The organism is Brevundimonas albigilva, from assembly GCF_023503965.1.
Taxonomy (GTDB): Bacteria; Pseudomonadota; Alphaproteobacteria; order Caulobacterales; family Caulobacteraceae; genus Brevundimonas; species Brevundimonas albigilva.
The window spans coordinates 1516026-1541298 of sequence record NZ_CP097298.1; the positions used below are offsets into that span (position 1 = coordinate 1516026).

Below are 25273 nucleotides of genomic sequence, written 5' to 3' on the forward strand. Positions count from 1 at the left end.
CCGGAAAACCCCGCCCATGCGCGCCATCCTCATCGCCGCCGCCCTGCTGACCGGCGTCGCGCCGGCCGCCCTGGCCCAGTCGGCCTCCCCGGCTCCGGCCCAGGCTGCGGCGCCTCCCGCCGCGCCCGCCGGCGCCTTCGAGCGCGACCGCCAGTCGATCCTGGCCCAGGCCGGCCAGTACCGCGTCCACTTCGACATGCGCGAGAACGTCAGCTTCCGCGCCGACTACGACCCGCTGGAGGAAAAGCTGTCGGGCGGCAGCGAGATCGTGCGTGTGGTCCATGACCAGGGCGACCGCATCAGCCTGCAGCACATCCTGGTGATGGAGCACGACGGCCAGTCCATCGTGGTCAAGCACTGGCGCCAGGACTGGGCCTACCAGCCCGAGGCCGTCCTGACCTACGCCGGGCCGAACCAGTGGACCCTGACCCCCGTTCCCGCCGACCAGCGCCAAGGCGCCTGGTCCCAGACCGTGTGGCAGACCGACGATTCGCCCCGCTATGGCGGGGTCGGCCGCTGGACCTACGACAACGGCCTGGCCGCCTGGACCTCGGACGCGACCTGGCGGCCGCTGGCGCGGCGCGACGCGGTGCGCAACCCCGTCTATGACCGCTACCTGGGGACCAACCGCCACATCCTGAAGCCCGACGGCTGGGTGCACATCCAGGACAACATGAAGATGTCGGGCCGGGACGGCGGCGAGCCGATCGCCATCGTCCAGGAAGACGTCATCAACACCTACGACCGCTCCAGCGCCTATTCGCCCAAGCCGGGCGACGACTACTGGGCCGCGACCAAGGCCTATTGGGCGGCGATCCGCGACCAGTGGGACGCCGTGATCGCGCGCGACGGCGGCGTGCGCCTGGCCGAAGAGGGCGAGACCGGCGCGGTCACCGGCGCGCCCCTGATGGACCTGGCCCAGCAGATGGCCGACGGCGAGATCGCCGAGGGCGACGCCATCGCCCGGGGCCGCGCCGTCATCCTGGAGGCGACGGCCGCGCGCTGAGCCTCAGACGGGGCTCAGACGGCCAGGCACACCACCTGGGCCACGCGCAGGTCGCGGCGCAGGCGGTCCGAGACCTGGCCGTAGTCGTCCACGGTGATGGACTGGCCCTTGGCGGCCTCGTCGGCCCGCTGTTCCCCGCGAATGGCGGGCCCGAACGATTCCGGGGCGGTGGTGTAGATCCGGCCCCGGCGCGGCGCCTCGGCCAGGGTGACGCCGATCACCCGCCCGCGCGAATCCAGCGCCGGGGCGCCCGACAGGCCCGACAGCGTGCCCTCCAGCCCGTTGGTGCGGCCTACCTCGGCCCAGGCCAGGACCGGCTCGTCGTGGGCGTCGCGGCCCGAGACCTTCAGCGTCTCGCGGCCCAGCAGGCGCGTGGCGACCTCGCCCGGCCGCCCCTGTGGAAAGCCCGGATGATAGGCGCGCTGCCCCTTCCTCAGCGGCGCCTCGGCGGCGACCGGCAGGGCCGTCGGGCCGCCGTCGGTCAGCAGCAGCGCCACGTCCGCGCGCGGCGCCAGGCGCACGTCGGCGGCGACCGCGCGCCCCCCGCCGATCACCAGCGCCGGACGCCGACAGCCCTCGACCACATGGCGCGCCGTGACCCAGCGGCCCCGCCCGGCGATGGAGAAGGCCGTGCCGGCCGTCGGCTTGAACGGCGTGTCCGGCGCATCGACCGTGACCGTGGCGTCGAAGGGGGTGATGGGTCCCAGAAGCGCGCCCTCCCCGTCCTCGGGCGGGGCCGGCGGGGCGTCGGCGTTCTCGCGCCGGCTCAGCGACACCGCCAGCAGCACCCCGACCACCGCGGCGTAGATGGTCCAGTCCGGCAGACGGGGAAATTGCATGGCGTCAGCCCGTCAGGGCGGCCGACAGCACCACCGCCGTCGCCAGCTTGGCCCCGACCAGCACGATGGCGGCCGACATCTGCCCGTCCTTGATGCGCTGCGGCAGGCCCGTCAGCAGCAGGTCCACCACGCGGAAGCACAGCAGCTGCAGCACCAGGGTCGCCACCCCCCAGATGGCGATGTCGCGCACCGAGGTCGAGACCGACAGGCTGACCGCCAGCGGAATGGCCAGGCCCAGCAGCACGCCCGCGAAGGCCAGGGCGGCCGCCGGATTGCCGTCGCGGATCAGCGCGACCTCCTTCCACGGCGTCATCAGCGCATAGACCGTCGCCCCCGCCGCCAGCAGCAGCAGGGTCACCACCAGGTGCATCACCATGACCGGGAATCCGGAGGCGAAGGCCTGCACCTCGGCGCTGGTCAGGACGTTGGACAGGGACGGATCCATACCCCGACGCCTTGCCCCATTGACGCCCCAATCCGCAAGCGCTGGGCGGCCACACCTGGTGACGAAAGATTACAGTCGACGCCCTACGCCGCCGCCTGCTCGGCCTTCCTCAGCGCCGACGCCCGGATCTTTTCGCTCTCGCTCTTCAGCTGGCCGCAGGCGGCCAGGATGTCGCGGCCGCGGGGGGTGCGGATGGGGCTGGCGTAGCCGGCCTTGTTCAGGATGGCGGCGAAGCGTTCGATCGTCTTCCAGTCCGAGCACTGATAGTCGGTGCCGGGCCAAGGGTTGAAGGGGATCAGGTTGACCTTGGCCGGGATGCCCTCGATCAGCTTGAGCAGGGCGCGCGCCTCCTCGGGGCTGTCGTTGACGCCCTTCAGCATGACGTATTCGAACGTCACCCGGCGCGCGTTCGACAGGCCGGGATAGGCGCGGATGGCGGCCATCAGCTGGTCCAGCGGATACTTCTTGTTCAGCGGCACCAGCACGTCACGCAGGGCGTCGTTGGTGGCGTGCAGGCTGATGGCCAGCATGGCCGCCGTGCGGTCGCCCAGGGCCTGGAGCTGGGGCACGACGCCCGAGGTCGAGACCGTGATCCGGCGGCGCGACAGGGCGATGCCCTCGTTGTCGCTGATGATGTCGATGGCGTCCGACACATGGTCCAGATTGTAGAGCGGCTCGCCCATGCCCATGAAGACGATGTTGGACAGGCGGCGGTCTTCCTTGGGCGACGGCCATTCCTCCAGGTCGTCGCGGGCCACCTGGACCTGGGCCACGATCTCGGCGGCGGTCAGGTTGCGCACCAGCTTCTGGGTGCCGGTGTGGCAGAAGGTGCAGTTCAGGGTGCAGCCGACCTGGGACGACACGCACAGGGCGCCGGCGCGGCCCACGTCGGGGATATAGACGGTCTCGATCTCGATGCCCGGCGCGGTGCGGATCAGCCACTTGCGGGTGCCGTCCTTGGACACCTGGCGCTCGACCACCTCGGGGCGGGCCAGGGTGAAGTGCTCGGCCAGTTTGGCCTGCATCTCCTTGGCGACGTTGCTCATCGCCGCAAAGTCGGTGACGCCGTAGTGGTGGATCCAGCCCCACACCTGGCTGGCGCGCATCCTGGCCTTCTCCGGCGGGCAGACGCCGGCGTCGATCAGGGCCTGGCGCAGTCCCTCGCGCGTCAGGCCGCTGAGGTTGACGGGCGCCGGTGCGGCGGGGGCGTTCGAGACGCGCGAAAGGTCGAGCGTGATGCTCAAGGCGGCGATCCTGCGTGAGGTTGAGCCGCCCTATATAGCACGGATCCCGGCGATTGCATGGCCGGGGGCGAGGGGTAGGGCTTAGGACGCTCCCCCAAGCCCTAAGTCCTAAGCCCTAAGCCCTAAGCCCTAAGCCCTCCTACAGCCCCACGTCCCAGACGCCCGCGTCGCGCATCCGGGTTTCGCGCGCCTCTTCGGCGCGGCCGCCCATGTCGCGGGCCATGCCGCGGATGGCCGTGGAGACGGTCGCCTTGTGCACGCCGGGGACCAGGGCGTGGGCGAAGGCGGCGCCGGCCAGGCCCAGGAGCCTGAACCCGAAGCCGGCCGAGGCGGCGAAATGCTCCAGATAGCTCTCGCCCACCTCGCGCGGGTGATCGCGGAACAGCCGGTCGAACGGCGTGGACCCCGGGCGGTCGCGGTCGGGCAGGATCTGGGTCATGCAGGCGGCCTCCGGATGGGTCGCGCCATGGTCGCGTCGATGGCCGATGGAGGCAAGCCCGCAAACGCGCCGCGCCCCATCGTCATGCGGGACTTCCCGCGCTAGGGTCGCGGTTCGAACAAGGGAACGTCCATGTCGCCTCGCCTCAAGGCCCTGCTGTCCACCGGCCTGTCGTCCGTCCTGGCGGGGGTCGTCCTGATCCAGGCGGCGCCGGCCCAAGCCCAGCCCGGCCCCAGCTATCTGCCCTATGACGCGCGGCGCGGGGTGTTCAGCTTCGCCCCCGGCCTGGACGATTCCCTGCCGGCCGTGGTGCAGGTCACAACCCTGGGCCAGTCGCGCGGGCCGACCTCGGACGCCGACGACCCCAAGCCGTTCGCCTCGGGCTCGGGCGTCATCGTCGACGCGGCCGAAGGGGTGCTGATCACCAACAACCACGTGGTCGAGGGCGGTCGCAAATTCACCGTCGACCTGACCGACGGCCGGCTGTTCGACGCGGTGCTGGTCGGCGCCGACAAGGCCACCGACATCGCCGTGCTGAAGATCGTGCCGGACGGCCGGCCGCTGAACCTGTCGCAGGTCCAGACGGTCGATTCCGACACCCTGCGGACCGGCGACCTGGCCTTCGCGGTCGGCTATCCGCTGGGCCTGGACCAGACGCTGACGATGGGGGTGATCTCGGGCCTGAACCGCTCGGGCCTGGGCGACGCGGTCGAGGACTACATCCAGACCGACGCGGCGGTGAATTCGGGCAACTCCGGCGGGCCGCTGCTGGACAGCCGGGGGCGGCTGATCGGCATCAACACCTCCATCCTGTCGGGCGGCTTCGGCGGCGGCAACGACGGCATCGCCTTCGCCGTGCCGTCGCGCATCATGCTCTATGTCGCCGAGCAGCTGAGGAAGAACGGCGAGGTCAAGCGCGGCCAGACCGGGGCCCTCTTCGCCTCCCTGACCGCCGAACGCGCGCGCGAGATGGAGCTGCGCATCGTGCGCGGGGCCATCGTGGCGGACGTGGCCCCCGGCTCCCCGGCCGAGCGCGCCGGCCTGCGACGCGACGACGTCGTCACCCGCATCCAGGGCCGGCCGGTGGCCAACGCCGGATCGATCAACGCCACCGTCGGCATCGCCGCGCCGGACTCGAGCCTCAACCTGGTCTATCTGCGCGGCGGCCACGAGGCGACCACGGCCCTGCGGGTGGAAACGCCCGAGGCCGCGCCCGTCGTCGTCGGCGCCGACCGCGTCGTGGCCTATGGCGCGACCCTGCGCGACGCCGACGGCGGCGCCCAGGTCACCACGGTCGAGGCCGGCTCGCCCGCCGCCCAGGCCGAACTGGCCGCCGGCGACCTGATCACCGCCGTCGGCGGCGCGCCGGTCGCGGACGCGCGCGCGGCGGGCGAGGCCCTGCGGGCGGCGGGCGAGACGATCGAGATTTCGGCGACGCGGGGCGGCGAGAGCGTGGCCCTGACCCTGACCCCCTAGATCGGGACCGAACCGGGCCCCGGACAGCGAAACGCCCGCCTTGCCGGGGAGGGGGAGGGGTTCGGCAGGACGGGCGCTCGCTTGGAGGAAGCATCGGCCGCCGGAGCCCTTTGATGGAAACATCCAGGGGGCTGGGGGCTGTTCAGGATCCGGACGCTTCCGAACTCCGACGAGCCGATGATCGATGTGTCGCTCTCCAAACGGGCGGGCGAAGGACCGAAAGGGGGCCTTTTCGTGTCGTGCGCGAAAACCCTGGCGCGCGCCCGCCAGACGCGCGCCCGGGAGACTGGCGCCGGGGCCGCATCGGCCTAAGTTGAAGCCATGAGCCAGGACCCCGCCGTCGCCGCCCCGCCCCTGCCCGGCCCGGTCTTCTTCGACCGGCGCGAACTGGACCTGATCCTGCGGGTCTATGGGCGGATGGTGGCCCAGGGCGAATGGCGCGATTATTCCGTCGTCGGCCACAAGGACTTCGCCGAGTTCGCCGTCTTCCGCCGCTCGGGCGACGCCCCGGCCTACCGCATCGAGAAACGCCCCGCCCTGCAGACCCGTCAGGGCCAGTGGGCCGTCATCGGCGACGGCGGCCAGGTCTTGCGCCGCGGCCGCGACCTGGCACAGGCCCTGCGCGTCTTCGACGGCCGCCGGTTCCAGGTGGTGGACTAGCGCGGGGGTCTTCACCTCGCGGATGCGTGCGCCCTCGACGGCCCACATTTGTCGCCCGCCATGGCGTAGATCGTCGTCCTGTTCAGCAGGGACAGGAAAACGTGCACCTCCAGCGGCTGAGGCGCGACGACCAGGTTCGTGACGAGACCGACCATCCGCCCCCTTGGGTCGCCTGCCGCCTGTCCATGTTCAGGCAGCCGCCCGACAGCTGCTCTCTACGTTCGACGGCGCGGCCGTCGGCGCTGACGTGAAAGCGGTAGTGGCCGCCCATCGGCACGACGTCAGCGTCCGTGGTCGCCGCCAGCAGCCAGACCAGCCAGCCCTCCCCGTCCGGGTCCGGCAGGACCACGGCGTTGTAGCGGGCGGCGCAACGCAGGGGGCCGAAGGCGTCGGCGGCGGCGGTCCGGGCCTGGAAACGCGCGGCTTCGTCGGACGTCAACGCCGGATCGGCGGCGTCCGTCACGGCGCCGGCCTGCAAGCGGGCGTCCACCACGACGTCCTTGAACGCCTGGGGCGCCTCGCGCGAGCCCTTGAGGAACCGAACCCGCTGACCGTCGCCTTCCTCGACCACGACCCAACCGATCAGACCGTCGGGAGGCTGGCCGCCGGACTGCGCCAGAAGGGCGTCGGTTGCGCGCGCGGCGGCGACGTCCTGGCGCCAGATCGCCTGCCCCAGACGCGCGGTCTCGTCGATGGACCAGACGCTCACCGGCTCGGGGGCCTGCTGCCGGGCGGACACGGGCGACGCCAGGGCCGCCGCGGCGAGCAGGGGGACGAGCAGGCGGCGCATGCAAGACTCCGAAACACGACGCCCGCACACAACCCCGAAGCGACGCGCGGAGCAAGTCTGCGGGCAAAAAGAAAGGGCCCCAAGGGGCCCTTTCCACATCCGACTGTCGCCCGTCGTCAGTTCCGGTTGCCGCCCATGAAGGCCAGCAGGAACTGGAACAGGTTGATGAAGTTGATGAACAGGCTCAGCGCGCCGAAGCCGGTGGCCACGCCCATCGCGTTCTGGTCGCCGCCCAGGGCGTAGTAGGTCATCTTCAGCCGCTGGGTGTCATAGGCGATCAGGCCCGAGAAGATCAGCACGCCCAGGCCGCTGATGATCAGGTAGAACATCCCCGACTGCAGGAACATGTTGACGATCGAGGCCAGGATCAGGCCGATCACGCCCATGATCAGGAAGGTGCCCATGCCCGACAGGTCCTTCTTGGTGGTGTAGCCCACCAGCGACAGGCCGCCGAAGGCCGCCGCCGTGACCAGGAAGGTCGAGACCAGGCTGCCGCCCGTATAGCGCAGGAACAGGATGCCCAGGCCCGCGCCGATGGTGGCGACCACGGCCCAGTACAGCATGTTCACGCCGCGCGCCGTCGGGTTCTTCATGAAGAACATCGAGCCGAACAGCATCACCAGCGGCGAGAACTGGACGATCATGCCCAGCACCGTCAGGCCGATGCGGCCGTCGGGGCCGACGGCGAACAGCATCTGCTGCACCGCCGGCACATTGCCGGTGACATAGGCGAGGGCCGCCGCGACCAGCAGGCCCAGCGCCAGCTTGTTATAGACGCCCAGCATGAAGGACCGCAGGCCGGCGTCGACGGACATGTCGGCCGTCTGCGGCAGCGGGCGGGCGTAGCCGTTGTTGAAATCGCTCATGGCGACGAACTTTCTCCCATAGGCCGGGGAAGGCTTTCCCCGGTCGTATGTCGCGAATATCGGGACGCGGGGGCGTCCCTGCAAGGAAAACCGGACTTGGAGCCGGGCGTTCCGGCCGCTACCAACCGTCGCATGCTGCGCCTGTTCACCGCCCTGTCGATCCCCGAGGATGTCGCCGAGACGCTGCAGCGGCGCCAGTCCGGCCTGCCCGGCGCGCGCTGGCGGCTGCCGGAGGCGCTGCACGTCACCCTGGCCTTCCACGGCGAGATGGACGAACGCCGCGCCGACGACCTGGCCTCGGAGCTGTCTCGCGTCGGGGGCGCGCCGTTCCAGATCGCGCTGAAGGGCGTGGGGGCCTTCGGCGACGCCCACCGCAGCCACACGATCTGGGCCGGGGTCGAGACGCCCAACCAGGCCCTGTCGGTCCTGGCCGGGCGCTGCCGGGCGGCGGCGGCGCGCGCCGGGATCGCCGCGGAGGCGCGCGAATACCGCCCGCACGTCACCCTGGCCTATCTGAAGCCCCAGACCGACCCGGCCCGCGTCGGGGCCTGGATCACCGGCCACAACCTGCTGCATTCGCCGCCGATCCGCATCGACCGCTTCGGCCTGTATTCCAGCGTCCTGACCGATGCGGGCAGCCATTATCAGCTGGAGCGGGAGTATCTGCTGTGACCGGACCCGTGATCGAGACCGAACGCCTGATCCTGCGCCCGCCGACGATGGCGGACTTTCCCCGCTGGGCCCAGTTCCAGGCCGACGCCGAGACGACCCGCTTCATCGGCGGCCCCAAGACGCCGCCCGAGACCTGGCGCATCCTGATGACCGTCGCCGGCGCCTGGAGCCTGACGGGGATCAGCTTCTTCTCGGTTATCGAAAAGGCGTCGGGCCAATGGGTCGGGCGGATCGGGCCGTGGCGGCCCGAGGGCTGGCCGGGGCCGGAAGTGGGCTGGAGCCTGCACCCCGACGCCGCCGGCAAGGGCTATGCGCGCGAAGCCGCCGTCGCCAGCCTGGACTACGCCTTCGACGTGCTGGGCTGGGACGAGGCGATCCACACCATCGACGCCGACAACGCCGCCTCCATCCGCCTGGCCGAGCGGCTGGGCTCGCGGTATCGCGGACCGGGCCGCCTGCCGCCGCCGTTCGACGCCCTGCCGGTGGGCGTCTGGGGCCAGACGCGCGACGAATGGCGCGCGCGGACGCGCTGACGGGGGCAACCGAACGCCTGGACGCCGCGTATCGGACCTGAACGGAACGAGGATACGCCCGATGATGCGCGCCGCCCCGATCGCCCCGATCGCCGCTGTGATCCTGCTCGCGCCCGCCGCCGCCCAGGCCCAGGCCCGGGCGGTCGACATGGACCGCTTCGACGGCCGCTGGTTCGAGATCGAACGCAGCCACAACAATGTGCAGAAGGACTGCAGCCGGGCCCAGATCGACTTCACGCCCCAGGATGCGCCGGGCCGCTATGGCCTGACGGTGACCTGCACCCGACGCGCGGACGGCCAGGTCGAGACCCTGCGCGCCAACGCCCGCGTCACCGATGCCGAGACGAACGCCAAGTTCCGCTTCACCCTGACCGGCCTGCTCAGCTTCGGCGGCCTTGCGGGGCAGAACTATTGGGTGTGGGACCACGACCCGGACTACGGCTGGGCGATCCTGGCCCTGCCGGACAAGTCGGACTGGTGGATCTGGCGGCGCAGTCCCAGCGCCAGCCCGGCCGAACGCCAGCGGCTTCTGGCCCGCGCCCGCGCCCTGGGCATGGACATGAGCCGGGTCATCTCCACCGGCGGCTGACGGCGCCGCTTGCGGGCGGAACGGAGGCGGAACATAAGGGCGGATGCCCGCCGCCGCCGTTCATCTGGAGCTGGTCTTCAGCCGTCCCGAGACCACCCTGTCGGTCACGCGCGGGGCGGCGCGGCTGCTGATGGACATGGGCTATGCGCCGCTGCTGGAGGTGTGCCTGCCCAACGGTCGCCGCGCCGACGTCATGGCCGTGGGGCGCAAGGGCGACATCGTCATCTGCGAGGTGAAGTCCGGGATCGACGACTATCGGGTCGACCGCAAGTGGCCCGAATACGCCCCCTTCTGCGACGCCTTCTACTTCGCCGTGGCCCCGGAGTTCCCGCAAGCCGTCCTGCCGGATGAACCAGGACTGATCGTCGCCGACGCCTTCGGCGGGGCCGTGGTCAGGGACGCCCCCGCCTCCCCCTGGCCCCCGCCCGCCGCAAGGCCCTGACCCTGGCCTTCGCTCGCCTGGGCGCGCTGCGGACGATGCGGGACTGAGGGGCAGGAGAGCGCGGACCTCCGGTCCGCGACGAAACGCGGGCCTGCGGACCAGAGGTCCGCGCTCCCGAATTCACCTTGGCGCGCGCTTAGCCAGGATCCGTTGCAGGGTGCGGCGGTGCATGCCCAGGCGGCGCGCGGTTTCCGAGACGTTGTGGTCGCACAGCTCATAGACCCGCTGGATGTGCTCCCAGCGCACGCGGTCGGCGCTCATCGGGTTCTCGGGCGGCTCGGGCGCGTCGCCGGCGGCCAGCAGGGCCTTGACCACGTCGTCGGCGTCGGCGGGCTTGGACAGATAGTCGACCGCCCCGGCCTTGACCGCCGCGACCGCCGTGGCGATGGCGCCGTAGCCGGTCAGCATGACAATGCGGGCGTCGGCGCGGCGGTCGCGCACGGCCTCGACCACCTTCAGGCCGTTGCCGTCCTCCAGCCGCATGTCCAGCACCGCGAAGGCGGGGGCGTGGTCCCTCAGCGCCGCCGTGGCCGCCGCGACCGAATCCGCCGTGGTGACCTGGAAGCCGCGCGCCTCCAGGGCGCGGCCCATGCGGGTGCGCAGGGCCTGGTCGTCGTCCAGCAGCAGCAGGGACTTGTCGGGCAGGGCGGCGATGCGCGTCTCTAGGTCGGACATTCTCGAAGGTTCTCCTGCCGCATCAAGTCGGGGCCCGAAGCGCGCGGGTCAAGACCGGGGTTCCCCCTGCGACGCTTCGACCCAAGACGCGGCGGCCGCTCAGTCCGCCACTTCCAGCGCCGGCCGCGCCCAGCGCACGGCCACGCGGGCGCCGCGCGGCGCGCCCTTGTGCTCGGACTGGGGCAGGCCCTGCCCGACGCTGACCTGGCCCCCGGTCCGCTCCAGCAGGGTGCGGGCGATGAAGAAGCCCAGGCCCATGCCGCCCTGGCTGGGGGCGATCTGCGGCGCGGCCGGGGCGCGGCGGCGGGCGGCGTCGGCGATCTGGGCGGCCAGGGCGCGCCGCGCCTTGCCCTGGGGGCGGCTGGTCACATAGGGCTCGCCCAGCCGAGGCAGGATGTCGCCGGGAAAGCCCGGTCCGTCGTCCAGGATCTCGATCTCGATCCAGCCGGCGTCGACCAGGGCCTGGACCCGCACGGTCGAGCGGGCGAAGTCGGCGGCGTTCTCGACCAGGGTGGACAGGCCGTGCACCACCTCGGGCATCCGGCGCACGCGCGGCGCGGGCTGGCCCGGCGGGGTGCGGACATTGACCTCGAACGCCAGGTCGAAGCCCCGGTGCGGCTCCACCACCTCTTCCAGCAGGGCCTTCAGCGCCACGTCGGCATAGAGGGCGTCGTCGCCCTCGGGCTCGCGCGACAGCTGGGCCAGGATGCGCGACAGCGCTCGGCCTGCTGCAGGATCAGGTCGGCGTCCTCGGCCAGGTCGCCGCCGGGGGGCGCGGCGCGCTGCATCTCCTTGGCCACGACCTGGATGGTGGCCAGCGGCGTGCCCAGCTCGTGCGCCGCCGCCGCCGCCAGCCCGCCCAGCGCCGCCAGCCGCTGCTCGCGCTGCAGCACGTCCTGGGTCGTGGCCAGGGCCAGCTCCAGCTTCTCGGCGTCGGCCGCCACCCGCCAGGCGTAGCCGGCGGTGAACACCACCCCCGTCACCAGGGCCAGCGCCATGCCGAAGCGGTACAGGGTCGGCAGGGCGAAATGCTCATAGGGCCGCCACGGCAAGGGCTCGGACCAGAAGAACAGGATCGCCACCGCCAGCAGGGCCAGCAGTCCCAAAAGCAGCGCCTGGCGCGCCGGCAGCGCCGCCGCGGCGATGGTCACCGGCGCGACCAGCAGCAGGCAGAACGGGTTCTCCAGCCCCCCCGTCAGGCCCAGCAGCACCCCCAGCTGGAAGATGTCGAACCCCAGGTGCAGCGCCGTCAGCCGCCCGTCCGGCAGGCTGGCTTCCAGCCGCCGCACCCGCGCCATCGCGCCCAGATTGACCGCCGCGCTGACGGCGATGACCGTCAGGCAGGGCCACAAGGGCAGCGGAAAGTGCAGGGCGACATAGGCCGTCAGGATCGCCGAACTCTGGCCCAGGATCGTCAGCCAGCGCAGCACGATCAAGGTGCGCAGCGAGAATCCCGCCCCCGGCGCGGGGCGTCGCGCCAGCCCTGCAGCATGTCGGCGGGCGGCGCCTGCGGCGCGATGCGGGCTTCTGTCGAGGTCACGCCCCCTCTATAGACCGGACCCGTCCCCAGCGTGAGAGGTCGTCATGCCGCGTCGTTCCGTCCTGCTGTTCGCAGGCGCCTGCATCGTCTTCGCCGCCGTCCTGGCGCTGGTCACCATGGTGGTCGTCACGGGGCGCGAGGGGGCCGGCGCCGGAGAGGCGACCTCCACCGGCCAGCCGCTGGTGGGCGGCGAATTCCACCTGGTCGACCAGGACGGGCGGCCGGTCGACCAGACGATGCTGGACGGCAAGTGGAGCCTGGTCTTCTTCGGCTTCACCTACTGCCCCGAATTCTGCCCCACCACCCTGGCCGAGCTGGCGGCGGTGCAGCAGCGGCTGGGCGCCCAGGCCGACGACCTGCAGATCGTCTTCATCAGCATCGACCCCCAGCGCGACACGCCCCAGGCGTTGAAGGACTATCTGTCCTCTGACGGCTTCCCCGGGGAACCATCGGCCTGACGGGCTCGCCGGAGCAGGTCGCCCAGGCGGCCAAGGCCTACCGCGCCTATTACGAAAAGGTCGGAGAGGGCGACGGCTATACGATGAACCACAGCCTGACCGTCTATCTGATGGGGCCGGACGGGAAGTTCCGCACCGCCGTCGCCTATGGGCTGGGGCCGGACAAGTCGACGAAGATCATCCAGGACGCCATGGCGCGCGGCTGAACCGGCGCCCATAATCCTTTTGCAGGGCCGCGCGTTCTATGCTGCGCTGCAAAAGCGGCCGTCGCCGCCGGGATGTCCATGCTCTACGCCCTTCACGAACTCGCCTATCAGTCCGCCCTGCCCTGGCGCATCGGCGCCCAGGCGGCGCGCCGCTTCTGGAACTCGCCGTTCAACCCGGCCGCCGACACGGCCATCGGCCGCACGGCCTACGCCTCGGCCGAACTGTTCGAAAGCGTCACCCGCCGCTACGGCAAGCCCGACTGGCGGCTCGCGACGATCGACATCGACGGCAAGCCGGTGCGGACCGTCGAACAGGTGATCTGGCAGAGCCCCTGGTGCCGCCTGGTCCGCTTCGCGCGCAACATCGGCGACCTGAAGCGCGCCGGAAAGCCCGCCTCGGGTCCGGCGGTGCTGATCGTGGCCCCGCTGTCGGGCCATTACGCCACCCTGCTGCGCGGCACGGTCGAGGCCTTCCTGCAGGACCACGACGTCTATGTCACCGACTGGGTCAACGCCCGCCAGGTCCCGGTGCTGGAAGGCCGGTTCGACTTCTTCGACTACATCGACCACGTCCGCATGATGCTGGCCGAGATCGGCGGGCGCCCGCACGTCGTCGGCGTCTGCCAGCCGGGGCCGCCGGTCTTGGCGGCGGCGGCGATCATGGCCGAGGACGCCGACCCCAACCGCCCCGCCTCCATGACCTTCATGGGCTCGCCGATCGACGCGCGCCTGTCGCCGACCGTCACCAACCAGCTGGCCGAGGAAAAGCCCTTCACCTGGTTCCGGTCCAACATGATCCACACCGTGCCCTGGCCCTATCCGGGCTTCGGCCGTCGCGTCTATCCGGGCTTCGTCCAGCTCTACAGCTTCATGTCGATGAACGAGGAACGCCACCGCGACGCCCACTGGGACTATTTCAACAGCCTGATCGACGGCGACGGCGACGGGGTCGAGAAGCACGAGGAATTCTACGACGAGTACCTGTCGGTGCTGGACCTGACCGAGGAATTCTACCTCCAGACCATCGACATCGTCTTCCAGCAGCACCTGCTGCCGCGCGGCCTGCTGGAGCATCGCGGGCGCAAGGTGGACCTGACCCGGATCGCCGACATCGGCCTGATGACGGTGGAGGGGGAAAAGGACGACATCTCCGGCGTCGGCCAGACCCAGGCCGCCCACGGCCTGTGCCCCAACGTCCCGGACGATCGCCGCCAGCTGTACGTCCAGCCCCGGGTCGGCCACTACGGCGTGTTCAACGGCCGCCGCTTCCGCGACGAGATCTATCCCCGCGTGCGCGACTTCATCGCCAGCAACGAGGCGCTCAGTGGCGTATCGCGACGGCCAGCGTCTGCCGCTTGACGAGCGGGGCGGTCCCGGCCCCGTCCTGAGACTGTCGGTCAATCCGCGCGCCCGGCGGCTGTCGGTGCGGATCGACGCGCGCGCGGGCGAGGCGGTGGTGATCGCGCCCAGCGAACGCGGCCTGGCCCAGGCCGTCGCCTTTCGCGCGGTCCAAGGGCGTGTGGATTTCCGAACGTCTGGCGGCGCGCCCCGGGGGCGGCCGCTCCAGCCCGGCCAGGTGATCTCGCTGAAGGGCCGTCCCGTCCGGCTGGAGGCGACCCCCGGCGCGGGCGCCGCGCGCCTGGTCGAGGACGGGACGGTCATCCGCTCGGGCGGCGAGGGCGAGGCCTACGCCCGGCGCGTCGAGAACCTGCTGAAGCGGCTGGCCCGCGACGTCCTGGTGGAACGGACCGAGCATCACCTGCGCACGCTGGGCCAGCGGCCGGTCAGGGTTTCGATCGCCGACACCCGCTCGCGTTGGGGATCGTGCAGCCCGCAAAACCGCACCATCCGCTATTCCTGGCGGGTGGTGATGGCCCCGCCGCCGGTGATCGACTATCTGGCCGCGCACGAGGTCGGCCACCTGGTCCACGCCGACCACAGCCCGGCCTATTGGGCGGTGGTGGAGCGCCTGATCGGCGACCACCGGCCGTTGCGCCGCTGGCTGCGCGACCACGGCGCGGCGCTGCACGCCGTGGGGCGCTAGGAAGCCAGCCCCCGATCCAGCCCAGGTGGTCGGCCAGGATCAGCACGCCGACGCCGATCAGGGCCAGTCCGCCCAACAGTTCCGCCCCCTTGCCGAAGCGCACGCCGACCGCCTTGCCGATCAGCATTCCCGTCGTCGTCAGCACGAAGGTGGTGAAGCCGATCGAGGCGGCGACGATCCAGATGTTCACGCCGATGAAGGCCAGGCCCACGCCCACGGCGGCGGCGTCGATGCTGGTGCCGACGGCGGTGGCGACCAGGGCCAGAAAGCCGCCGCGACGGGACGGCGCCGCCTCCCCGTCCCCGGCGTCCGGCCTGGACAGGCCTTCCCTGATCATGTGGGCGCCGACGACGGCCAGCAGGGCGAAGGCGATCCAGTGGTCGATCTGCTGGATCAGCCCGGCCGCGAGCAGGCCCAGGCTCCAGCCGATGATCGGGGTGATGGCCTCGATGACGCCGAACACCCGCGCGCAGGGCCTGGCCCAGGGCCGGCCGATGCGAGGCCCCGCGACCGACCGCCGCGGCGAAGGCGTCGGTGGACATGCTGAGCGACAGGACCGCGATGGCGCCGGGGGTCATGAACTCACTCCGCCGGACACGAGACGCAACGCCCCCGCACCGGCCGGCGCGGCCGCGGGATGCGCTGGTCTCGCTAGGCGGAAGCGACGTTCCGCTGGTCGCGCCACGCCGACGCCGGAAGGGGCGGCGGCGAATGTGTTGACGCGACCCCGGCTTCGAACGCCGGAAGCTACTCCCCAACAGGAGCGGGCGCTCTACAGCCGCCGCGCCTTCGATGCAAGGCGACGGCCGTCAGTAGAACAGCGGCTCCTGCCGGCGTTCGGGCGGCAGGCGGCCGTCGACCTGCTGTTCCGGCTCGCGCGGCTGGGCGGGCTGGGGCGAGGTCGGGCGCACGATCGGGGCTGGCCGGCGCCCGGTTGCGGCGGGGTCTGCGCCGGTTGCGGGCGTAGGGATCGCCCTGGCCGGGATCGACCGGCTCTACCGGCTGGCCGTCGCCCACGTTGGACAGCAGGTCGCCGACCGGGTCGGGCGCGCGCCACCCCTCGGGCATGGCGGGGCCGTCGGGGATGCGCGGGGCGTTCAGGCGCGGCAGGGCCGCCTCCATGAAGCCCTTCCAGATGGCGGCGGGCGACGATCCGCCGGTCACGCCGCGCATCGCGGTGTTGTCGTCCTTGCCGACCCAGACGGCGGCGACGAAACCGCCGGTGTAGCCGACGAACCAGGCGTCCTTGTAGTCCGAGGTGGTGCCCGTCTTGCCCGCCAGGTCGCGCCCGGCGATGGCCGCGCCGCGCCCGCTGCCCGAGGTGATCACCCCGCGCAGCATCTCGTTCAGATAATAGAGCGGCGGATTGTTGATGGCCTGGCCCGTCTCGGGGTTGGAGCGCTGGTAGATGACCCGCCCCTGCGGCGTGCGGATGCGGCTGACGCCATAGGGTTCGACCCGGCGGCCGCCGTTGGCGAAGGCGTCATAGGCGCCGGCCATCTCCAGCGGCGAGACCTCGACCGCGCCCAGGGCCATGGCGGGCTCCAGGCCGATGCGGCTCTCGATGCCCAGGCGGCGGGCGGCGCGGGCCACGCTGTCGCGGCCGATCTGGTCGGCGACCGAGGCCGCCACCGTGTTGGTCGACTGGGCCACGGCCTGGGCCAGGGTCATGGGGCCCGAGAAGGTCCCCGAATAGTTGCGCGGCGACCAGTTCCCGATGGTGATCGGCTCGTCCACCACCGGCGTCTGGGGCGTGTAGCCCGCCTCCAGCGCCGCCAGATAGACGAACGGCTTCCAGGCCGAGCCGGCCTGGCGGCGCGCGTCCACCGCGCGGTTGAACTGGCTGTCGGCGTAGGAGGCGCCGCCGATCATGGCGCGCACCCGGCCGTCGCCGTCCAGCGCCACCAGGGCCGCCTGCTCGACGCCCCGTCCCTCGTCCCGCTCCAGGATGCGCCGCACCGAGCGTTCGGCGGCGGTCTGCAGGGTCAGGTCCAGGGTGGTCTCGACGATCATGTCCTCGGTCGGTTCGCCGACCAGGCCGCGGATCGACTTGTCCAGCCAGTCGATGAAATACTGGGCGTGCTGGGTCGCCAGGGTGCGCGAGACGATGACCGGCTGGGTCACGGCCTGTTCGCGCTGGGCCGCGGTGATGACGCCGGCCTCTTCCATCTCGTTCAGCACGACGGTGGCGCGCGTGGCCGCCCGCTCGCTCTCGGACAGGGGCGAATAGCGCGACGGCGCCTTCAGAAGGCCCGCCAGCAGCGCGGCCTCGCCGATGGTCAGGTCGCTGGCCGGCTTGTCGAAATAACGCTGCGACGCCGCCTCGATGCCATAGGCGCCGGCGCCGAAATAGACCCGGTTCAGATACAGGGCCAGGATCTCCTTCTTGGAGAATTTCATCTCCAGCCAGACCGCCAGCATCAGCTCCTGCACCTTGCGGCGCATGTTCTGGTCGGGCGTCAGGAACAGGTTCTTGGCCAGCTGCTGCGTCAGGGTCGAGCCGCCCTGCACCACCCGGCCCGCGCGCATGTTGGCCGCCGCCGCCCGCATCATGCCGATGGGGTCGAAACCGGGGTGGTGATAGAAGCGCCGGTCCTCGATGGCGATGAAGGCCGCCGGCACATAGTCCGGCAGGGCGTCCAGGTCCGCCGGCGGCGCCATCTGCGTGCCCCGCGTGGCGATCAGCGCCCCGTTGCGGTCCAGATAGGTGATCGAGGGCTGGCGGTCGACCTGGTACAGGCTGGAGGTGTCCGGCAGGCCGCGCGCGAACACGGCGAAGAAGACGACCAGGAAGATCAGCCCCCAGACCGCCAGCACCGCGCCCCAATAGACCAGACGCTGGAGCGCCGAGCGCCTGGGCCTGCCCTCGCCCCGTTCTTGACCCGCCATTTTCACCCTCAGATGCCGCGCTCAGGCGGATTTAGCTCCACGGGTATGTATCCCGTATGAACCGCCGCCGAAACGGCCCCGCCGACATCACGCGAGCGTGAGGCGCTATTCGGCCGAAAGAAAGGCGTCCAGTTCGTCCTGGAAGGCCCGGGGCTGGTCGAACATGATGAAGTGGGCGCTGTCGTCGATCCGCTTCAGCGTCGCCCCCCGCAGGTCGGCGTAGGACGCCTGGTAGATGGCGTCGGTGATCTGGGGCGTCATGCGCGGATCGTTGAACTTGACGTAGAGCACCTCGGTCGGGGCGGTGATGTTCGACAGTTCGGGGCGCAGGTCGGTGGTGACCAGTTCGCGATAGGCGGCGGCCGAGACCTTCTGGTCGCTGGTCCGCATGTCCTCCAGCGCCTCTTCGCGGCGGGATTCGGTGTTGATCATGCCGGTGATGGCCGCGGTCGCCTGGGCGACATAGGCCTCGCGCGGGCTGTTGGCCTGGGCCGCCCAGATCCGGTCGGCGACGGGGGCCACGCCTTCGGCCGTGGTTCCGGGCGGGCCGAACATGGCGCCCATGAAGGGGATCATGTCCACGACCATCAGCCGGCCGACCAGGTCCGGGTGGCGCGCGGCCAGCATCAGGCCGATGGTCCCGCCCATCGAATGGCCGACCACGGCGGGACGCGACAGATGGGTCTCGCGGATATAGCGGGCGATCTCCTCGGCGACCGGGGCGGCGACCAGGCCGGGCGCGTCCCCCGTCTGGGCGTTGCCCTCGGCCGGCGCCCCGGCGAAGCCCTGGACGTGGATGCGGTGGACGCGCCAGCCCACCCCGTCCTGGGCCGTCAGATGATCCACCGTCTCCTGCCATATCTCGGGCGAGGAGCTGAGACCCGGGATCAGGATGATGTCGCGCCCGTCCATGTCGCCGTCCACCCGGACGTGGATCCGGTCCGAGGCGAAGTCGGCGTGCCGATGGCCGGGGGCGGCGGCCGCATCCTGGGCCAGAACGGCGGCGGGCGCGGCGGCCAGCATCACGGCGGCGATAACGGCGGCGCGGATCATGGTGTGTCTCCCTCTAGGACGCGGCCACGATGGCGCATCTGCTTTGTTGTGTAAAGCTCTTTACATCAGGCGCGCGACAGATCCCGCATCCCTCTGTTAGACAGGCCCCATGAAGACCGACGCCGCCGATCCCGTCCAGTCGCCCAAGGCCCAGGCCGCCCCCGCCCGGACCGGGCCGGCCCCCTTCGGCAAGGGGTTCGTCACCGACGCCTGGTATTTCGTCGCCCTGGCCCGCGACGTCGCCCCCGCCTCGCTGAAACGCCATGAGATCATGGGCGAGCCGGTGCTGGTCGGCCGCACCCGCGCGGGCCAGGTCTATGCGATGCGCGACATCTGCCCGCACCGCGCCGCGCCCCTGTCGGCCGGGCGGCTGGTGGACAAGCCCGGCGAGGGCGAGACGGTCGAATGCCCCTACCACGGCTGGCGTTTCCGCCCCGACGGCGTCTGCGCGGCCATCCCGTCCCTGGTCGAGGACCAGGCTTTCGACACCGACCGCATCCGCGTCCGGTCCTATCCGGTGCGCGAGCAGCAGGGCCTGGTCTTCGTCTGGATGGCCTCGGACGCCCGCAATCCGATGGCGCCGGACCACGAACCGCCGGTCTTCCCCGGCGCGGTCGGCCCCGTCCGCCTGGTCGAGGCGATGGATTTCGACAGCCATATCGACCACGCCGTCGTCGGCCTGATGGACCCGGCCCACGGCCCCTACGTCCACCAGCAATGGTGGTGGCGGTCCGAGCATTCGATGCACGAGAAGGCCAAGGCCTTCGCCCCGGTCGAGCACGGCTGGGCCATGACGCGCCACGCCCCGTCGTCGAACAGCCGCCTGTACAAGATCCTGGGCGGCGCCCCGGCGACCGAGATCACCTTCCGCCTGCCGGGCTATCGCTGGGAGCATATCCAGGTCGGCGAAAGGCAGGTCCTGGCCCTGACCTGCCTGACCCCGATCACCGAGACCCGGACCCGCATCACCCAGATCTTCTGGTCCGATCACTGGGTGTTCGGGCTGGCCAAGCCCTTCCTGCGGATGGGGGTGGTCGCCTTCCTGAAGCAGGACGGCGGCATGGTGAACCTGCAGAACGAGGGCCTGCGCTACGACCCGGCCCTGATCTGGATCGACGACGCCGACAGGCAGGCCAAGTGGTACCAGCAGCTGAAGCGCGAATGGACCCGCAGCCGGGCCGAGGACCGGGCCTTCGTCAATCCGATCCAGCCGACCACCCTGCGCTGGAAGAGCTGAGGCCCTATACGGCCGGCGGCGGGCCGAACTTTCCGGCCTGATAGTCCTGGATCGCGGCGACGATCTCCTCGCGGGTGTTCATCACGAAGGGGCCGTGGGCGAAGACCGGTTCGCCGATCGGCCGGGCGTGGCCCAGCAGGACGACCGCGTCCGACGCCGCCGTCATCTCCACCGCCGCCCCGTCGCCCAGCGCCGCCAGGGTCCATTGCGGAACCGCCGTCCCGGCCACCTCGACCTGGCCCTTGACCACATAGAGAAAGACGTTGCGGTCGGCCGCCACCGGCTCGACGAAGCGCGACCCGGCCGGCAGGCGAACCACCGCCAGGTTCACGTCGATCAAAGACTGGATCGGCGCGGTCCGTCCCTGCCATCGGCCAGAGATCGGCTCGACCGTCACGCCGGCGTCGGTCACGAAGGTCGGGATGTCGGCGGCCTGCAGGCCCACGTAGTTGGGCCGCGTCATCTTCAGCCGCGACGGCAGGTTGACCCACAGCTGCAGGATCTCCATCGGCCCGCCGTCGCGCTTGAAGGCGGCCGGCGACAGTTCGGCGTGGATCAGGCCCGATCCGGCGGTCATCCACTGGATCCCGCCCGCCTTGATGATGCTCTCCCCGCCGCCGGAATCGGTGTGGGCCAGCTCGCCGTCCAGGATGAAGGTGACGGTCTCGAACCCGCGATGCGGATGCGGCCCGAACGGCAGGCCGCGGTTGTTCGGCGGATAGGTCTGCGGTCCGTGATGGTTCAGGAACAGGAAGGGATCGACCTGCTCCAGCCCCGGCCCCGGCACGGGCCGACGTGTCGTCAGGTCGCCGATGTCGTCGCGCTGGGCCCGATGCAGGCGGACGACGGGGCGGGGCGCAGGGTGTGTCATTCGTCACATATAGGGTGGCGGATCGGCCGTGGCGAGCGTCAGCCCGGGCGCGCCACCGTCACGGGCCGGCGTTGGCCGCCCTGGACCAGGACCCCGGTCCAGCCCTTGTCCGACGCGTGCAGGCGCAGCGCGCCCGTCCCGACCGGAACCACCGTGGTCGCGCCGTCGGTCCGCGCCGGCCCGGCCACGCCGCCGTCGTCCCTGCCGACGCGCGGATCCAGCCGCCGCCAGGCCCCTCGATCCGGCGCCCGCCGCCCAGGTCGGTCAGGGCCAGCGACATCAGCGGCCGCCCCTCGGCGTCCAGCACCCGCCAGCGTCCGTCCAGCGGTCCGGCGCGGCTGTCCATGGTGATCTCGGCCTGGGCCACGCCCTGGTCATAGGCGGTCTCGGCGTCGCTGGGGCTGGTCTCGTAGCTGCCGACATAGGCGCCGACCACGACCGGCTGGGTCAGGGCGCGGCGATGGGCGGCGTCGCCGGAATCGCCCTGGGCCTGTTCGCGACCAAAGTCGGAGGGCGGCTCGAACGGCCGCACCACCGGCGGCTGATAGGTTTCCGGCGTCGCGTCCAGGGCGCCGTAGGGGGTCTGGAGGGTCAGGCCGGCGGCGAGGGCGGGGGCGAAGGCGAACCAGATCATGGGCTTACCCTGCCAAAGCCGCCCCGCCGGCCGCAACCCCCGCCGGCGGATGCGCGCAAACGTGATCGACGACGTCCCGGCCTCGCGACGGCCGTCTCCGCAACACTTGTTGAAGCCGTTTGTTGACACCGCCGCGCGCGGGTCACTAAAGCCTTCGCAACCGCACACGGCGATTGAATTCATTCGCTTTTGAGAACGATTCGCATGACTCATCCCAACCCGACGTCGGGGGATGCGCGCGACGACCAGACCGGCCGTTTCGTCACCCAGCCGAACGGTCACGTTCGACCCCTGTCCCCTCACATCAGCGTCTGGCGCTGGCACATCACCATGGCCGCGTCGATCCTGTTCCGCGTGACCATCGGCGCGATGACGGTCGCGGCCCTGATCGCCCTGGCCTGGCTGGCCGCGGCCGCCGCCGGACCGGACGCCTACGCCGGGGCGCTGGCCTTCGCCGGATCGCCGCTGGGCCTGTTCATCGGCTTCGGCCTGACGGTGGTGCTGTTCTCCTTCATCCTCAACGGCGCTCGCCACCTGATCAACGACACGGGCGCGGCCCTGACGATCAAGCCGGCCAACCTCCTGTCCGCCATCGCCGTCTGGGGGCCGATCCCGCTGGCGGTGCTGTTCTGGATCGCCTTGTTCGCCACGGGGAGGGTCTCGCTGTGAGCAGCCCGGCTAAGTTCAGGAACCGCGTCAAGATTTCCGAGCGCCACGGCGCCGGCGAATGGACCATCGAGAAGCTGCTGCTGGCGGCCCTGATGCCGCTCGGCCTGTGGGTCGCCTCCAGCGCCGTCACCCTGGCCGGCGCCGACTACGGCGCCGTCGCCGCCTGGTTCGGCAACGGGCTGAACGCCGCCCTGGCGGTCCTCGCCGCCGTGGCCTTCTGCGGGTTCGGCGCCCTGGCCTGGAAGGTCATCGTCGAGGACTACATCCACCGGCCGGGCAACAAGGCCCTGCTGCTGGTCGTGGTGAACATCCTCTTCTTCGCGCTGGCGGCCGCCAGCGTCTTCTTCATCGTGCGTCTGGCGCTGGGCTCGGCCCCGCTGCCGGCCGGAGTCTGATCCCGTCATGGCTGCTTACGAGCTTATCGATCACGAATACGACGTCGTCGTCGTCGGCGCCGGCGGTTCGGGCCTGCGCGCCGCCCTGGGCGCCGCCCAGCAGGGGCTGAAGGTCGCCTGCGTGACCAAGGTCTTCCCCACCCGCTCCCACACCGTGGCCGCCCAGGGCGGCATCTCGGCCAGCCTCGGCAACATGGGCGAGGACAGCTGGCAGTGGCACATGTACGACACCGTCAAGGGGTCGGACTGGCTGGGCGACCAGGACGCCATCGAATATCTGGTCAGGAACGCCCCCAAGGCCGTCTATGAGCTGGAGCACTGGGGCGTGCCCTTCTCCCGCACGGACGAGGGCAAGATCTATCAGCGCGCCTTCGGCGGCATGACCCGCAACTTCGGCGAAGGCCCGGTGCAGCGCACCTGCGCCGCCGCCGACCGCACCGGCCACGCCATCCTGCACACCCTCTACGGCCAGTCGGTGCGCCGCGAGGTGAAGTTCTTCATCGAATATTTCGCGCTGGACCTGATCATGCAGGACGGCGCCTGCACCGGCGTCACCGCGCTTCAGCTCGACACCGGCCAGCTGCACCAGTTCCGCGCCAAGATGGTGGTGCTGGCGACCGGCGGCTACGGCCGCGCCTATTTCTCGGCCACCAGCGCCCACACCTGCACCGGCGACGGCAACGCCATGGTGCTGCGCGCCGGCCTGCCGCTGCAGGACATGGAGTTCGTCCAGTTCCACCCGACCGGCATCTACGGCGCCGGCTGCCTGATCACCGAGGGCGCGCGCGGCGAGGGCGGATACCTGACCAACTCGGAAGGCGAGCGCTTCATGGAGCGCTATGCGCCGACCGTGAAGGACCTGGCCCCGCGCGACATGGTTTCGCGCTCCATGACCATCGAGATCCGCGAAGGCCGCGGCGTGGGCCCGAACAAGGACCACATCTTCCTGCACCTGGACCACCTGGATCCCAAGATCCTGCACCAGCGCCTGCCGGGCATCTCCGAAAGCGCCAAGATCTTCGCCGGCGTCGACGTGACCAAGGAGCCGATCCCGGTCCTGCCGACCGTCCACTACAACATGGGCGGCATCCCGACGAACTATCACGGCGAGGTGCTGACCCTGCGCGACGGCAACCCCGACAGCGTGGTTCCGGGCCTGATGGCCGTGGGCGAGGCCGCCTGCGTCTCGGTGCACGGCGCCAACCGCCTGGGCTCCAACTCGCTGACCGATCTGGTGGTGTTCGGCCGCGCCGTCGGCCTGCGCTGCGGCGAGGTGGTGGACAAGGCCTCGGCCGTGCCCGCCGCGCCCAAGGCCCAGATCGACGCTCACCTGGCCCGCCTGGACCGCTTCAGGAACGCGAACGGCTCGACCCCGACCGCCGAGCTGCGCCTGTCGATGCAGCGCGCCATGCAGGCCGACGCGGCGGTGTTCCGCACCGGCGAGACCCTGCAGCAGGGCGTCGACAAGCTGCGCGCCATCGACGCCGCCGGCGCCGACATCAAGACTGTCGATCGCGGCCTGATCTGGAACACCGACCTGGTCGAGACCCTGGAATACGACAACCTGATCGCCCAGGCCCTGGTCACGATCGAGGGCGGCCTGAACCGCACGGAATCGCGCGGCGCCCACGCCCGCGAGGACTATCCGGACCGCGACGACGTGAACTGGATGAAGCATACCCTGGCCTGGAAGCGGCCGGGCGAAGGCGTCCAGATCGATTACCGTCCGGTGCACAACTACACCATGTCCGACGAAGTCTCGTACATCGAGCCCAAGGCGCGGGTTTACTAAGATGGTCCAGCTCACTCTCCCCAAGGGCTCCAAGCCGACGACGGGCAAGGTCTTCAAGGCCGCGCCGGGATCGAAGGACGTCAAGACCTACAAGGTCTATCGCTACGACCCCGAGGTCGACGCCGACCCGCGCTGGGATGTCTATGAGGTGCCGACCGGCGACCACGGCCCGATGCTGCTGGACGCCCTGATCCACATCAAGAACACCATCGACCCCACCCTGTCGTTCCGCCGCTCGTGCCGCGAGGGCATCTGCGGCTCGTGCTCGATGAACATCGACGGGCGCAACACCCTGGCCTGCACCAAGGGCTGGGACGAATGCCAGTCGTCCAACATCACCATCGCCCCCCTGCCCCACCAGCCGGTGGTCAAGGACCTGGTGACGGACCTCAGCCTGTTCTACGCCCAGTACGATTCCATCCAGCCCTACCTCCAGTCCGACGAGCCGGATCCGGAGAAGGAGCGGCTGCAGTCGCCCGCCGACCGCGAGAAGCTGGACGGCCTGTACGAATGCATCCTGTGCGCCTGCTGCTCGACCTCGTGCCCCAGCTACTGGTGGAACCAGGAAGAATACCTCGGCCCGGCCGCCCTGCTGCAGTCCTACCGCTGGATCTCCGACAGCCGCGACGACGCCACCCAGAAGCGCCTGGACGACCTGGAAGACCCGTTCAAGCTGTATCGCTGCCACACGATCATGAACTGCGCCCAGGTCTGCCCCAAGGGCCTGAACCCGGCCAAGGCCATCGCCGAGACCAAGAAGCTGATGATCGCCCCCGGCCGCAAGAAGCAGGCGGCCTGAGGATCGTGCG

General features: G+C 70.9%; 28 protein-coding genes and 2 pseudogenes. 16 read left to right on the forward strand and 14 right to left on the reverse strand.

Annotated elements, in window-relative coordinates; genetic code table 11:
* The first annotated feature begins 16 nt into the window (after positions 1-16).
* Positions 17-1006: a DUF6607 family protein gene (locus MU852_RS08010; protein WP_249751741.1), complete on the forward strand. Its 990-nt coding sequence runs from the start codon at positions 17-19 to the stop codon at positions 1004-1006.
* 14 nt (positions 1007-1020) lie between these two features.
* Here MU852_RS08010 and MU852_RS08015 read toward each other — a convergent pair whose 3' ends face one another.
* From MU852_RS08015 to MU852_RS08030, 4 genes are all read right to left on the reverse strand, one after another.
* Positions 1021-1845 carry a S1 family peptidase gene (locus MU852_RS08015; RefSeq protein WP_249751742.1) on the reverse strand — a complete coding sequence of 275 codons (825 nt, stop codon included), beginning with the start codon at positions 1843-1845 and terminating at the stop codon, positions 1021-1023.
* A 4-nt stretch (positions 1846-1849) separates the two neighbouring features.
* Positions 1850-2290 carry a DUF350 domain-containing protein gene (locus tag MU852_RS08020; protein ID WP_249751743.1) on the reverse strand — a complete coding sequence of 147 codons (441 nt, stop codon included), beginning with the start codon at positions 2288-2290 and terminating at the stop codon, positions 1850-1852.
* Between the two features lie 83 nt (positions 2291-2373).
* Positions 2374-3534, reverse strand: a complete 1161-nt coding sequence (rlmN, locus tag MU852_RS08025) for a dual-specificity RNA methyltransferase RlmN (protein ID WP_249751744.1) — start codon at positions 3532-3534, stop codon at positions 2374-2376.
* Between the two features lie 139 nt (positions 3535-3673).
* Positions 3674-3973: a DUF6356 family protein gene (locus MU852_RS08030; RefSeq protein ID WP_249751745.1), complete on the reverse strand. Its 300-nt coding sequence runs from the start codon at positions 3971-3973 to the stop codon at positions 3674-3676.
* Between the two features lie 132 nt (positions 3974-4105).
* Here MU852_RS08030 and MU852_RS08035 point away from each other — a divergent pair, with 132 nt between their 5' ends.
* Positions 4106-5449 carry a trypsin-like peptidase domain-containing protein gene (locus tag MU852_RS08035; protein ID WP_249751746.1) on the forward strand — a complete coding sequence of 448 codons (1344 nt, stop codon included), beginning with the start codon at positions 4106-4108 and terminating at the stop codon, positions 5447-5449.
* Positions 5450-5770: 321 nt separating this feature from the next.
* Positions 5771-6109 (forward strand): DUF2794 domain-containing protein, encoded by a 339-nt coding sequence (locus tag MU852_RS08040; RefSeq protein ID WP_249751747.1) that lies wholly within the window; start codon positions 5771-5773, stop codon positions 6107-6109.
* An 82-nt stretch (positions 6110-6191) separates the two neighbouring features.
* Here the strand turns inward: MU852_RS08040 and MU852_RS08045 are convergent, their stop codons facing one another.
* Both MU852_RS08045 and MU852_RS08050 read right to left on the reverse strand, forming a co-directional pair.
* Positions 6192-6899: a hypothetical protein gene (locus MU852_RS08045; RefSeq protein ID WP_249751748.1), complete on the reverse strand. Its 708-nt coding sequence runs from the start codon at positions 6897-6899 to the stop codon at positions 6192-6194.
* Positions 6900-7015: 116 nt separating this feature from the next.
* Positions 7016-7765 carry a Bax inhibitor-1/YccA family protein gene (locus tag MU852_RS08050; protein WP_249751749.1) on the reverse strand — a complete coding sequence of 250 codons (750 nt, stop codon included), beginning with the start codon at positions 7763-7765 and terminating at the stop codon, positions 7016-7018.
* 132 nt (positions 7766-7897) lie between these two features.
* Between MU852_RS08050 and thpR the strand changes: the two genes are divergently transcribed.
* From thpR to mmcB, 4 genes and pseudogenes are all read left to right on the forward strand, one after another.
* Positions 7898-8437 carry an RNA 2',3'-cyclic phosphodiesterase gene (thpR, locus tag MU852_RS08055; protein WP_249751750.1) on the forward strand — a complete coding sequence of 180 codons (540 nt, stop codon included), beginning with the start codon at positions 7898-7900 and terminating at the stop codon, positions 8435-8437.
* A complete protein-coding gene (locus MU852_RS08060; RefSeq protein WP_283843827.1) occupies positions 8434-8970 on the forward strand; it encodes a GNAT family N-acetyltransferase in 537 nt (178 codons plus the stop codon). Before thpR ends, MU852_RS08060 begins: the two co-directional genes overlap by 4 nt.
* A 61-nt stretch (positions 8971-9031) precedes the next feature.
* Positions 9032-9559: a lipocalin family protein gene (locus MU852_RS08065; RefSeq protein ID WP_249751751.1), complete on the forward strand. Its 528-nt coding sequence runs from the start codon at positions 9032-9034 to the stop codon at positions 9557-9559.
* Positions 9560-9602: 43 nt separating this feature from the next.
* A pseudogene (gene mmcB, locus MU852_RS08070) lies at positions 9603-10048 on the forward strand (DNA repair putative endonuclease MmcB).
* A 73-nt stretch (positions 10049-10121) separates the two neighbouring features.
* Here the strand turns inward: mmcB and MU852_RS08075 are convergent.
* The 3 genes from MU852_RS08075 to MU852_RS08085 form a co-directional block, all read right to left on the reverse strand.
* Entirely contained in the window at positions 10122-10676 is a 555-nt protein-coding gene (locus tag MU852_RS08075; RefSeq protein WP_249751752.1) for an ActR/PrrA/RegA family redox response regulator transcription factor, read from the reverse strand.
* A gap of 99 nt (positions 10677-10775) precedes the next feature.
* On the reverse strand, positions 10776-11330 hold the full coding sequence (locus MU852_RS08080) for an ATP-binding protein (RefSeq protein ID WP_249751753.1): 555 nt from the start codon (positions 11328-11330) through the stop codon (positions 10776-10778).
* Positions 11321-12106, reverse strand: coding sequence for a histidine kinase dimerization/phospho-acceptor domain-containing protein (locus tag MU852_RS08085; RefSeq protein ID WP_249751893.1), 786 nt, complete (start codon positions 12104-12106; stop codon positions 11321-11323). Before MU852_RS08085 ends, MU852_RS08080 begins: the two co-directional genes overlap by 10 nt.
* A 154-nt stretch (positions 12107-12260) precedes the next feature.
* Here MU852_RS08085 and MU852_RS17350 point away from each other — a divergent pair, with 154 nt between their 5' ends.
* From MU852_RS17350 to MU852_RS08100, 4 genes are all read left to right on the forward strand, one after another.
* Positions 12261-12674 (forward strand): SCO family protein, encoded by a 414-nt coding sequence (locus tag MU852_RS17350; protein ID WP_283843828.1) that lies wholly within the window; start codon positions 12261-12263, stop codon positions 12672-12674.
* The gene (locus tag MU852_RS18375; protein WP_488225931.1) at positions 12671-12880 is read left to right on the forward strand and encodes an SCO family protein; all 210 of its coding nucleotides are present in this window, start codon (positions 12671-12673) and stop codon (positions 12878-12880) included. The genes MU852_RS17350 and MU852_RS18375 overlap by 4 nt, the downstream gene beginning before the upstream one ends.
* Positions 12881-12958: 78 nt before the next feature.
* On the forward strand, positions 12959-14239 hold the full coding sequence (locus MU852_RS08095; RefSeq protein WP_249751754.1) for a polyhydroxyalkanoate depolymerase: 1281 nt from the start codon (positions 12959-12961) through the stop codon (positions 14237-14239).
* The gene (locus MU852_RS08100; protein WP_249751755.1) at positions 14205-14924 is read left to right on the forward strand and encodes a M48 family metallopeptidase; all 720 of its coding nucleotides are present in this window, start codon (positions 14205-14207) and stop codon (positions 14922-14924) included. The genes MU852_RS08095 and MU852_RS08100 overlap by 35 nt, the downstream gene beginning before the upstream one ends.
* A 94-nt stretch (positions 14925-15018) precedes the next feature.
* On the opposite strand, the pseudogene MU852_RS08105 reads toward MU852_RS08100, so the two are convergent.
* The 3 genes and pseudogenes from MU852_RS08105 to MU852_RS08115 all read right to left on the reverse strand — a co-directional run.
* Positions 15019-15387 (reverse strand): annotated as a pseudogene (locus tag MU852_RS08105) (manganese efflux pump MntP); the annotation flags it as partial.
* A 284-nt stretch (positions 15388-15671) separates the two neighbouring features.
* Complete coding sequence (locus tag MU852_RS08110; protein ID WP_249751756.1) at positions 15672-17813, reverse strand: transglycosylase domain-containing protein; 2142 nt, start codon at positions 17811-17813, stop codon at positions 15672-15674.
* 105 nt (positions 17814-17918) lie between these two features.
* A complete protein-coding gene (locus MU852_RS08115) occupies positions 17919-18866 on the reverse strand; it encodes an alpha/beta fold hydrolase (RefSeq protein ID WP_249751757.1) in 948 nt (315 codons plus the stop codon).
* Between the two features lie 109 nt (positions 18867-18975).
* Here MU852_RS08115 and MU852_RS08120 point away from each other — a divergent pair, with 109 nt between their 5' ends.
* The gene (locus tag MU852_RS08120) at positions 18976-20103 is read left to right on the forward strand and encodes an aromatic ring-hydroxylating oxygenase subunit alpha (RefSeq protein ID WP_249751758.1); all 1128 of its coding nucleotides are present in this window, start codon (positions 18976-18978) and stop codon (positions 20101-20103) included.
* A 4-nt stretch (positions 20104-20107) separates the two neighbouring features.
* Here MU852_RS08120 and MU852_RS08125 read toward each other — a convergent pair whose 3' ends face one another.
* Positions 20108-20974: a pirin family protein gene (locus tag MU852_RS08125; RefSeq protein WP_249751759.1), complete on the reverse strand. Its 867-nt coding sequence runs from the start codon at positions 20972-20974 to the stop codon at positions 20108-20110.
* Positions 20975-21032: 58 nt separating this feature from the next.
* Positions 21033-21608 (reverse strand): hypothetical protein, encoded by a 576-nt coding sequence (locus MU852_RS08130; protein ID WP_249751760.1) that lies wholly within the window; start codon positions 21606-21608, stop codon positions 21033-21035.
* Positions 21609-21812: 204 nt separating this feature from the next.
* Between MU852_RS08130 and sdhC the strand changes: the two genes are divergently transcribed.
* From sdhC to MU852_RS08150, 4 genes are read left to right on the forward strand one after another with little or no spacing between them, the layout of a single operon-like run.
* Positions 21813-22277, forward strand: a complete 465-nt coding sequence (gene sdhC / locus MU852_RS08135) for a succinate dehydrogenase, cytochrome b556 subunit (RefSeq protein ID WP_249751761.1) — start codon at positions 21813-21815, stop codon at positions 22275-22277.
* Complete coding sequence (sdhD, locus tag MU852_RS08140) at positions 22274-22672, forward strand: succinate dehydrogenase, hydrophobic membrane anchor protein (protein ID WP_249751762.1); 399 nt, start codon at positions 22274-22276, stop codon at positions 22670-22672. The genes sdhC and sdhD overlap by 4 nt, the downstream gene beginning before the upstream one ends.
* A gap of 7 nt (positions 22673-22679) precedes the next feature.
* The gene (gene sdhA / locus MU852_RS08145) at positions 22680-24464 is read left to right on the forward strand and encodes a succinate dehydrogenase flavoprotein subunit (RefSeq protein WP_249751763.1); all 1785 of its coding nucleotides are present in this window, start codon (positions 22680-22682) and stop codon (positions 24462-24464) included.
* Position 24465: 1 nt separating this feature from the next.
* Positions 24466-25263 carry a succinate dehydrogenase iron-sulfur subunit gene (locus tag MU852_RS08150; protein ID WP_249751764.1) on the forward strand — a complete coding sequence of 266 codons (798 nt, stop codon included), beginning with the start codon at positions 24466-24468 and terminating at the stop codon, positions 25261-25263.
* Positions 25264-25273 lie beyond the last annotated feature (10 nt).

Coding starts and splice junctions, on each gene's coding strand:
- MU852_RS08120 (WP_249751758.1), top strand. CDS start 18,976: ATGAAGACCGACGCCGCCGATCCCGTCCAGTCGCCCAAGGCCCAGGCC.
- MU852_RS08150 (WP_249751764.1), top strand. CDS start 24,466: ATGGTCCAGCTCACTCTCCCCAAGGGCTCCAAGCCGACGACGGGCAAG.
- MU852_RS08045 (WP_249751748.1), bottom strand. CDS start 6,899: ATGCGCCGCCTGCTCGTCCCCCTGCTCGCCGCGGCGGCCCTGGCGTCG.
- MU852_RS08065 (WP_249751751.1), top strand. CDS start 9,032: ATGATGCGCGCCGCCCCGATCGCCCCGATCGCCGCTGTGATCCTGCTC.
- MU852_RS08050 (WP_249751749.1), bottom strand. CDS start 7,765: ATGAGCGATTTCAACAACGGCTACGCCCGCCCGCTGCCGCAGACGGCC.
- MU852_RS08010 (WP_249751741.1), top strand. CDS start 17: ATGCGCGCCATCCTCATCGCCGCCGCCCTGCTGACCGGCGTCGCGCCG.
- MU852_RS08040 (WP_249751747.1), top strand. CDS start 5,771: ATGAGCCAGGACCCCGCCGTCGCCGCCCCGCCCCTGCCCGGCCCGGTC.
- sdhC (WP_249751761.1), top strand. CDS start 21,813: ATGACTCATCCCAACCCGACGTCGGGGGATGCGCGCGACGACCAGACC.
- MU852_RS17350 (WP_283843828.1), top strand. CDS start 12,261: ATGCCGCGTCGTTCCGTCCTGCTGTTCGCAGGCGCCTGCATCGTCTTC.
- MU852_RS08035 (WP_249751746.1), top strand. CDS start 4,106: ATGTCGCCTCGCCTCAAGGCCCTGCTGTCCACCGGCCTGTCGTCCGTC.
- thpR (WP_249751750.1), top strand. CDS start 7,898: ATGCTGCGCCTGTTCACCGCCCTGTCGATCCCCGAGGATGTCGCCGAG.
- MU852_RS08125 (WP_249751759.1), bottom strand. CDS start 20,974: ATGACACACCCTGCGCCCCGCCCCGTCGTCCGCCTGCATCGGGCCCAG.
- MU852_RS08115 (WP_249751757.1), bottom strand. CDS start 18,866: ATGATCCGCGCCGCCGTTATCGCCGCCGTGATGCTGGCCGCCGCGCCC.
- MU852_RS08130 (WP_249751760.1), bottom strand. CDS start 21,608: ATGATCTGGTTCGCCTTCGCCCCCGCCCTCGCCGCCGGCCTGACCCTC.
- MU852_RS08075 (WP_249751752.1), bottom strand. CDS start 10,676: ATGTCCGACCTAGAGACGCGCATCGCCGCCCTGCCCGACAAGTCCCTG.
- MU852_RS08030 (WP_249751745.1), bottom strand. CDS start 3,973: ATGACCCAGATCCTGCCCGACCGCGACCGCCCGGGGTCCACGCCGTTC.
- MU852_RS08095 (WP_249751754.1), top strand. CDS start 12,959: ATGCTCTACGCCCTTCACGAACTCGCCTATCAGTCCGCCCTGCCCTGG.
- MU852_RS08015 (WP_249751742.1), bottom strand. CDS start 1,845: ATGCAATTTCCCCGTCTGCCGGACTGGACCATCTACGCCGCGGTGGTC.
- sdhA (WP_249751763.1), top strand. CDS start 22,680: ATGGCTGCTTACGAGCTTATCGATCACGAATACGACGTCGTCGTCGTC.
- MU852_RS08020 (WP_249751743.1), bottom strand. CDS start 2,290: ATGGATCCGTCCCTGTCCAACGTCCTGACCAGCGCCGAGGTGCAGGCC.
- MU852_RS08110 (WP_249751756.1), bottom strand. CDS start 17,813: ATGGCGGGTCAAGAACGGGGCGAGGGCAGGCCCAGGCGCTCGGCGCTC.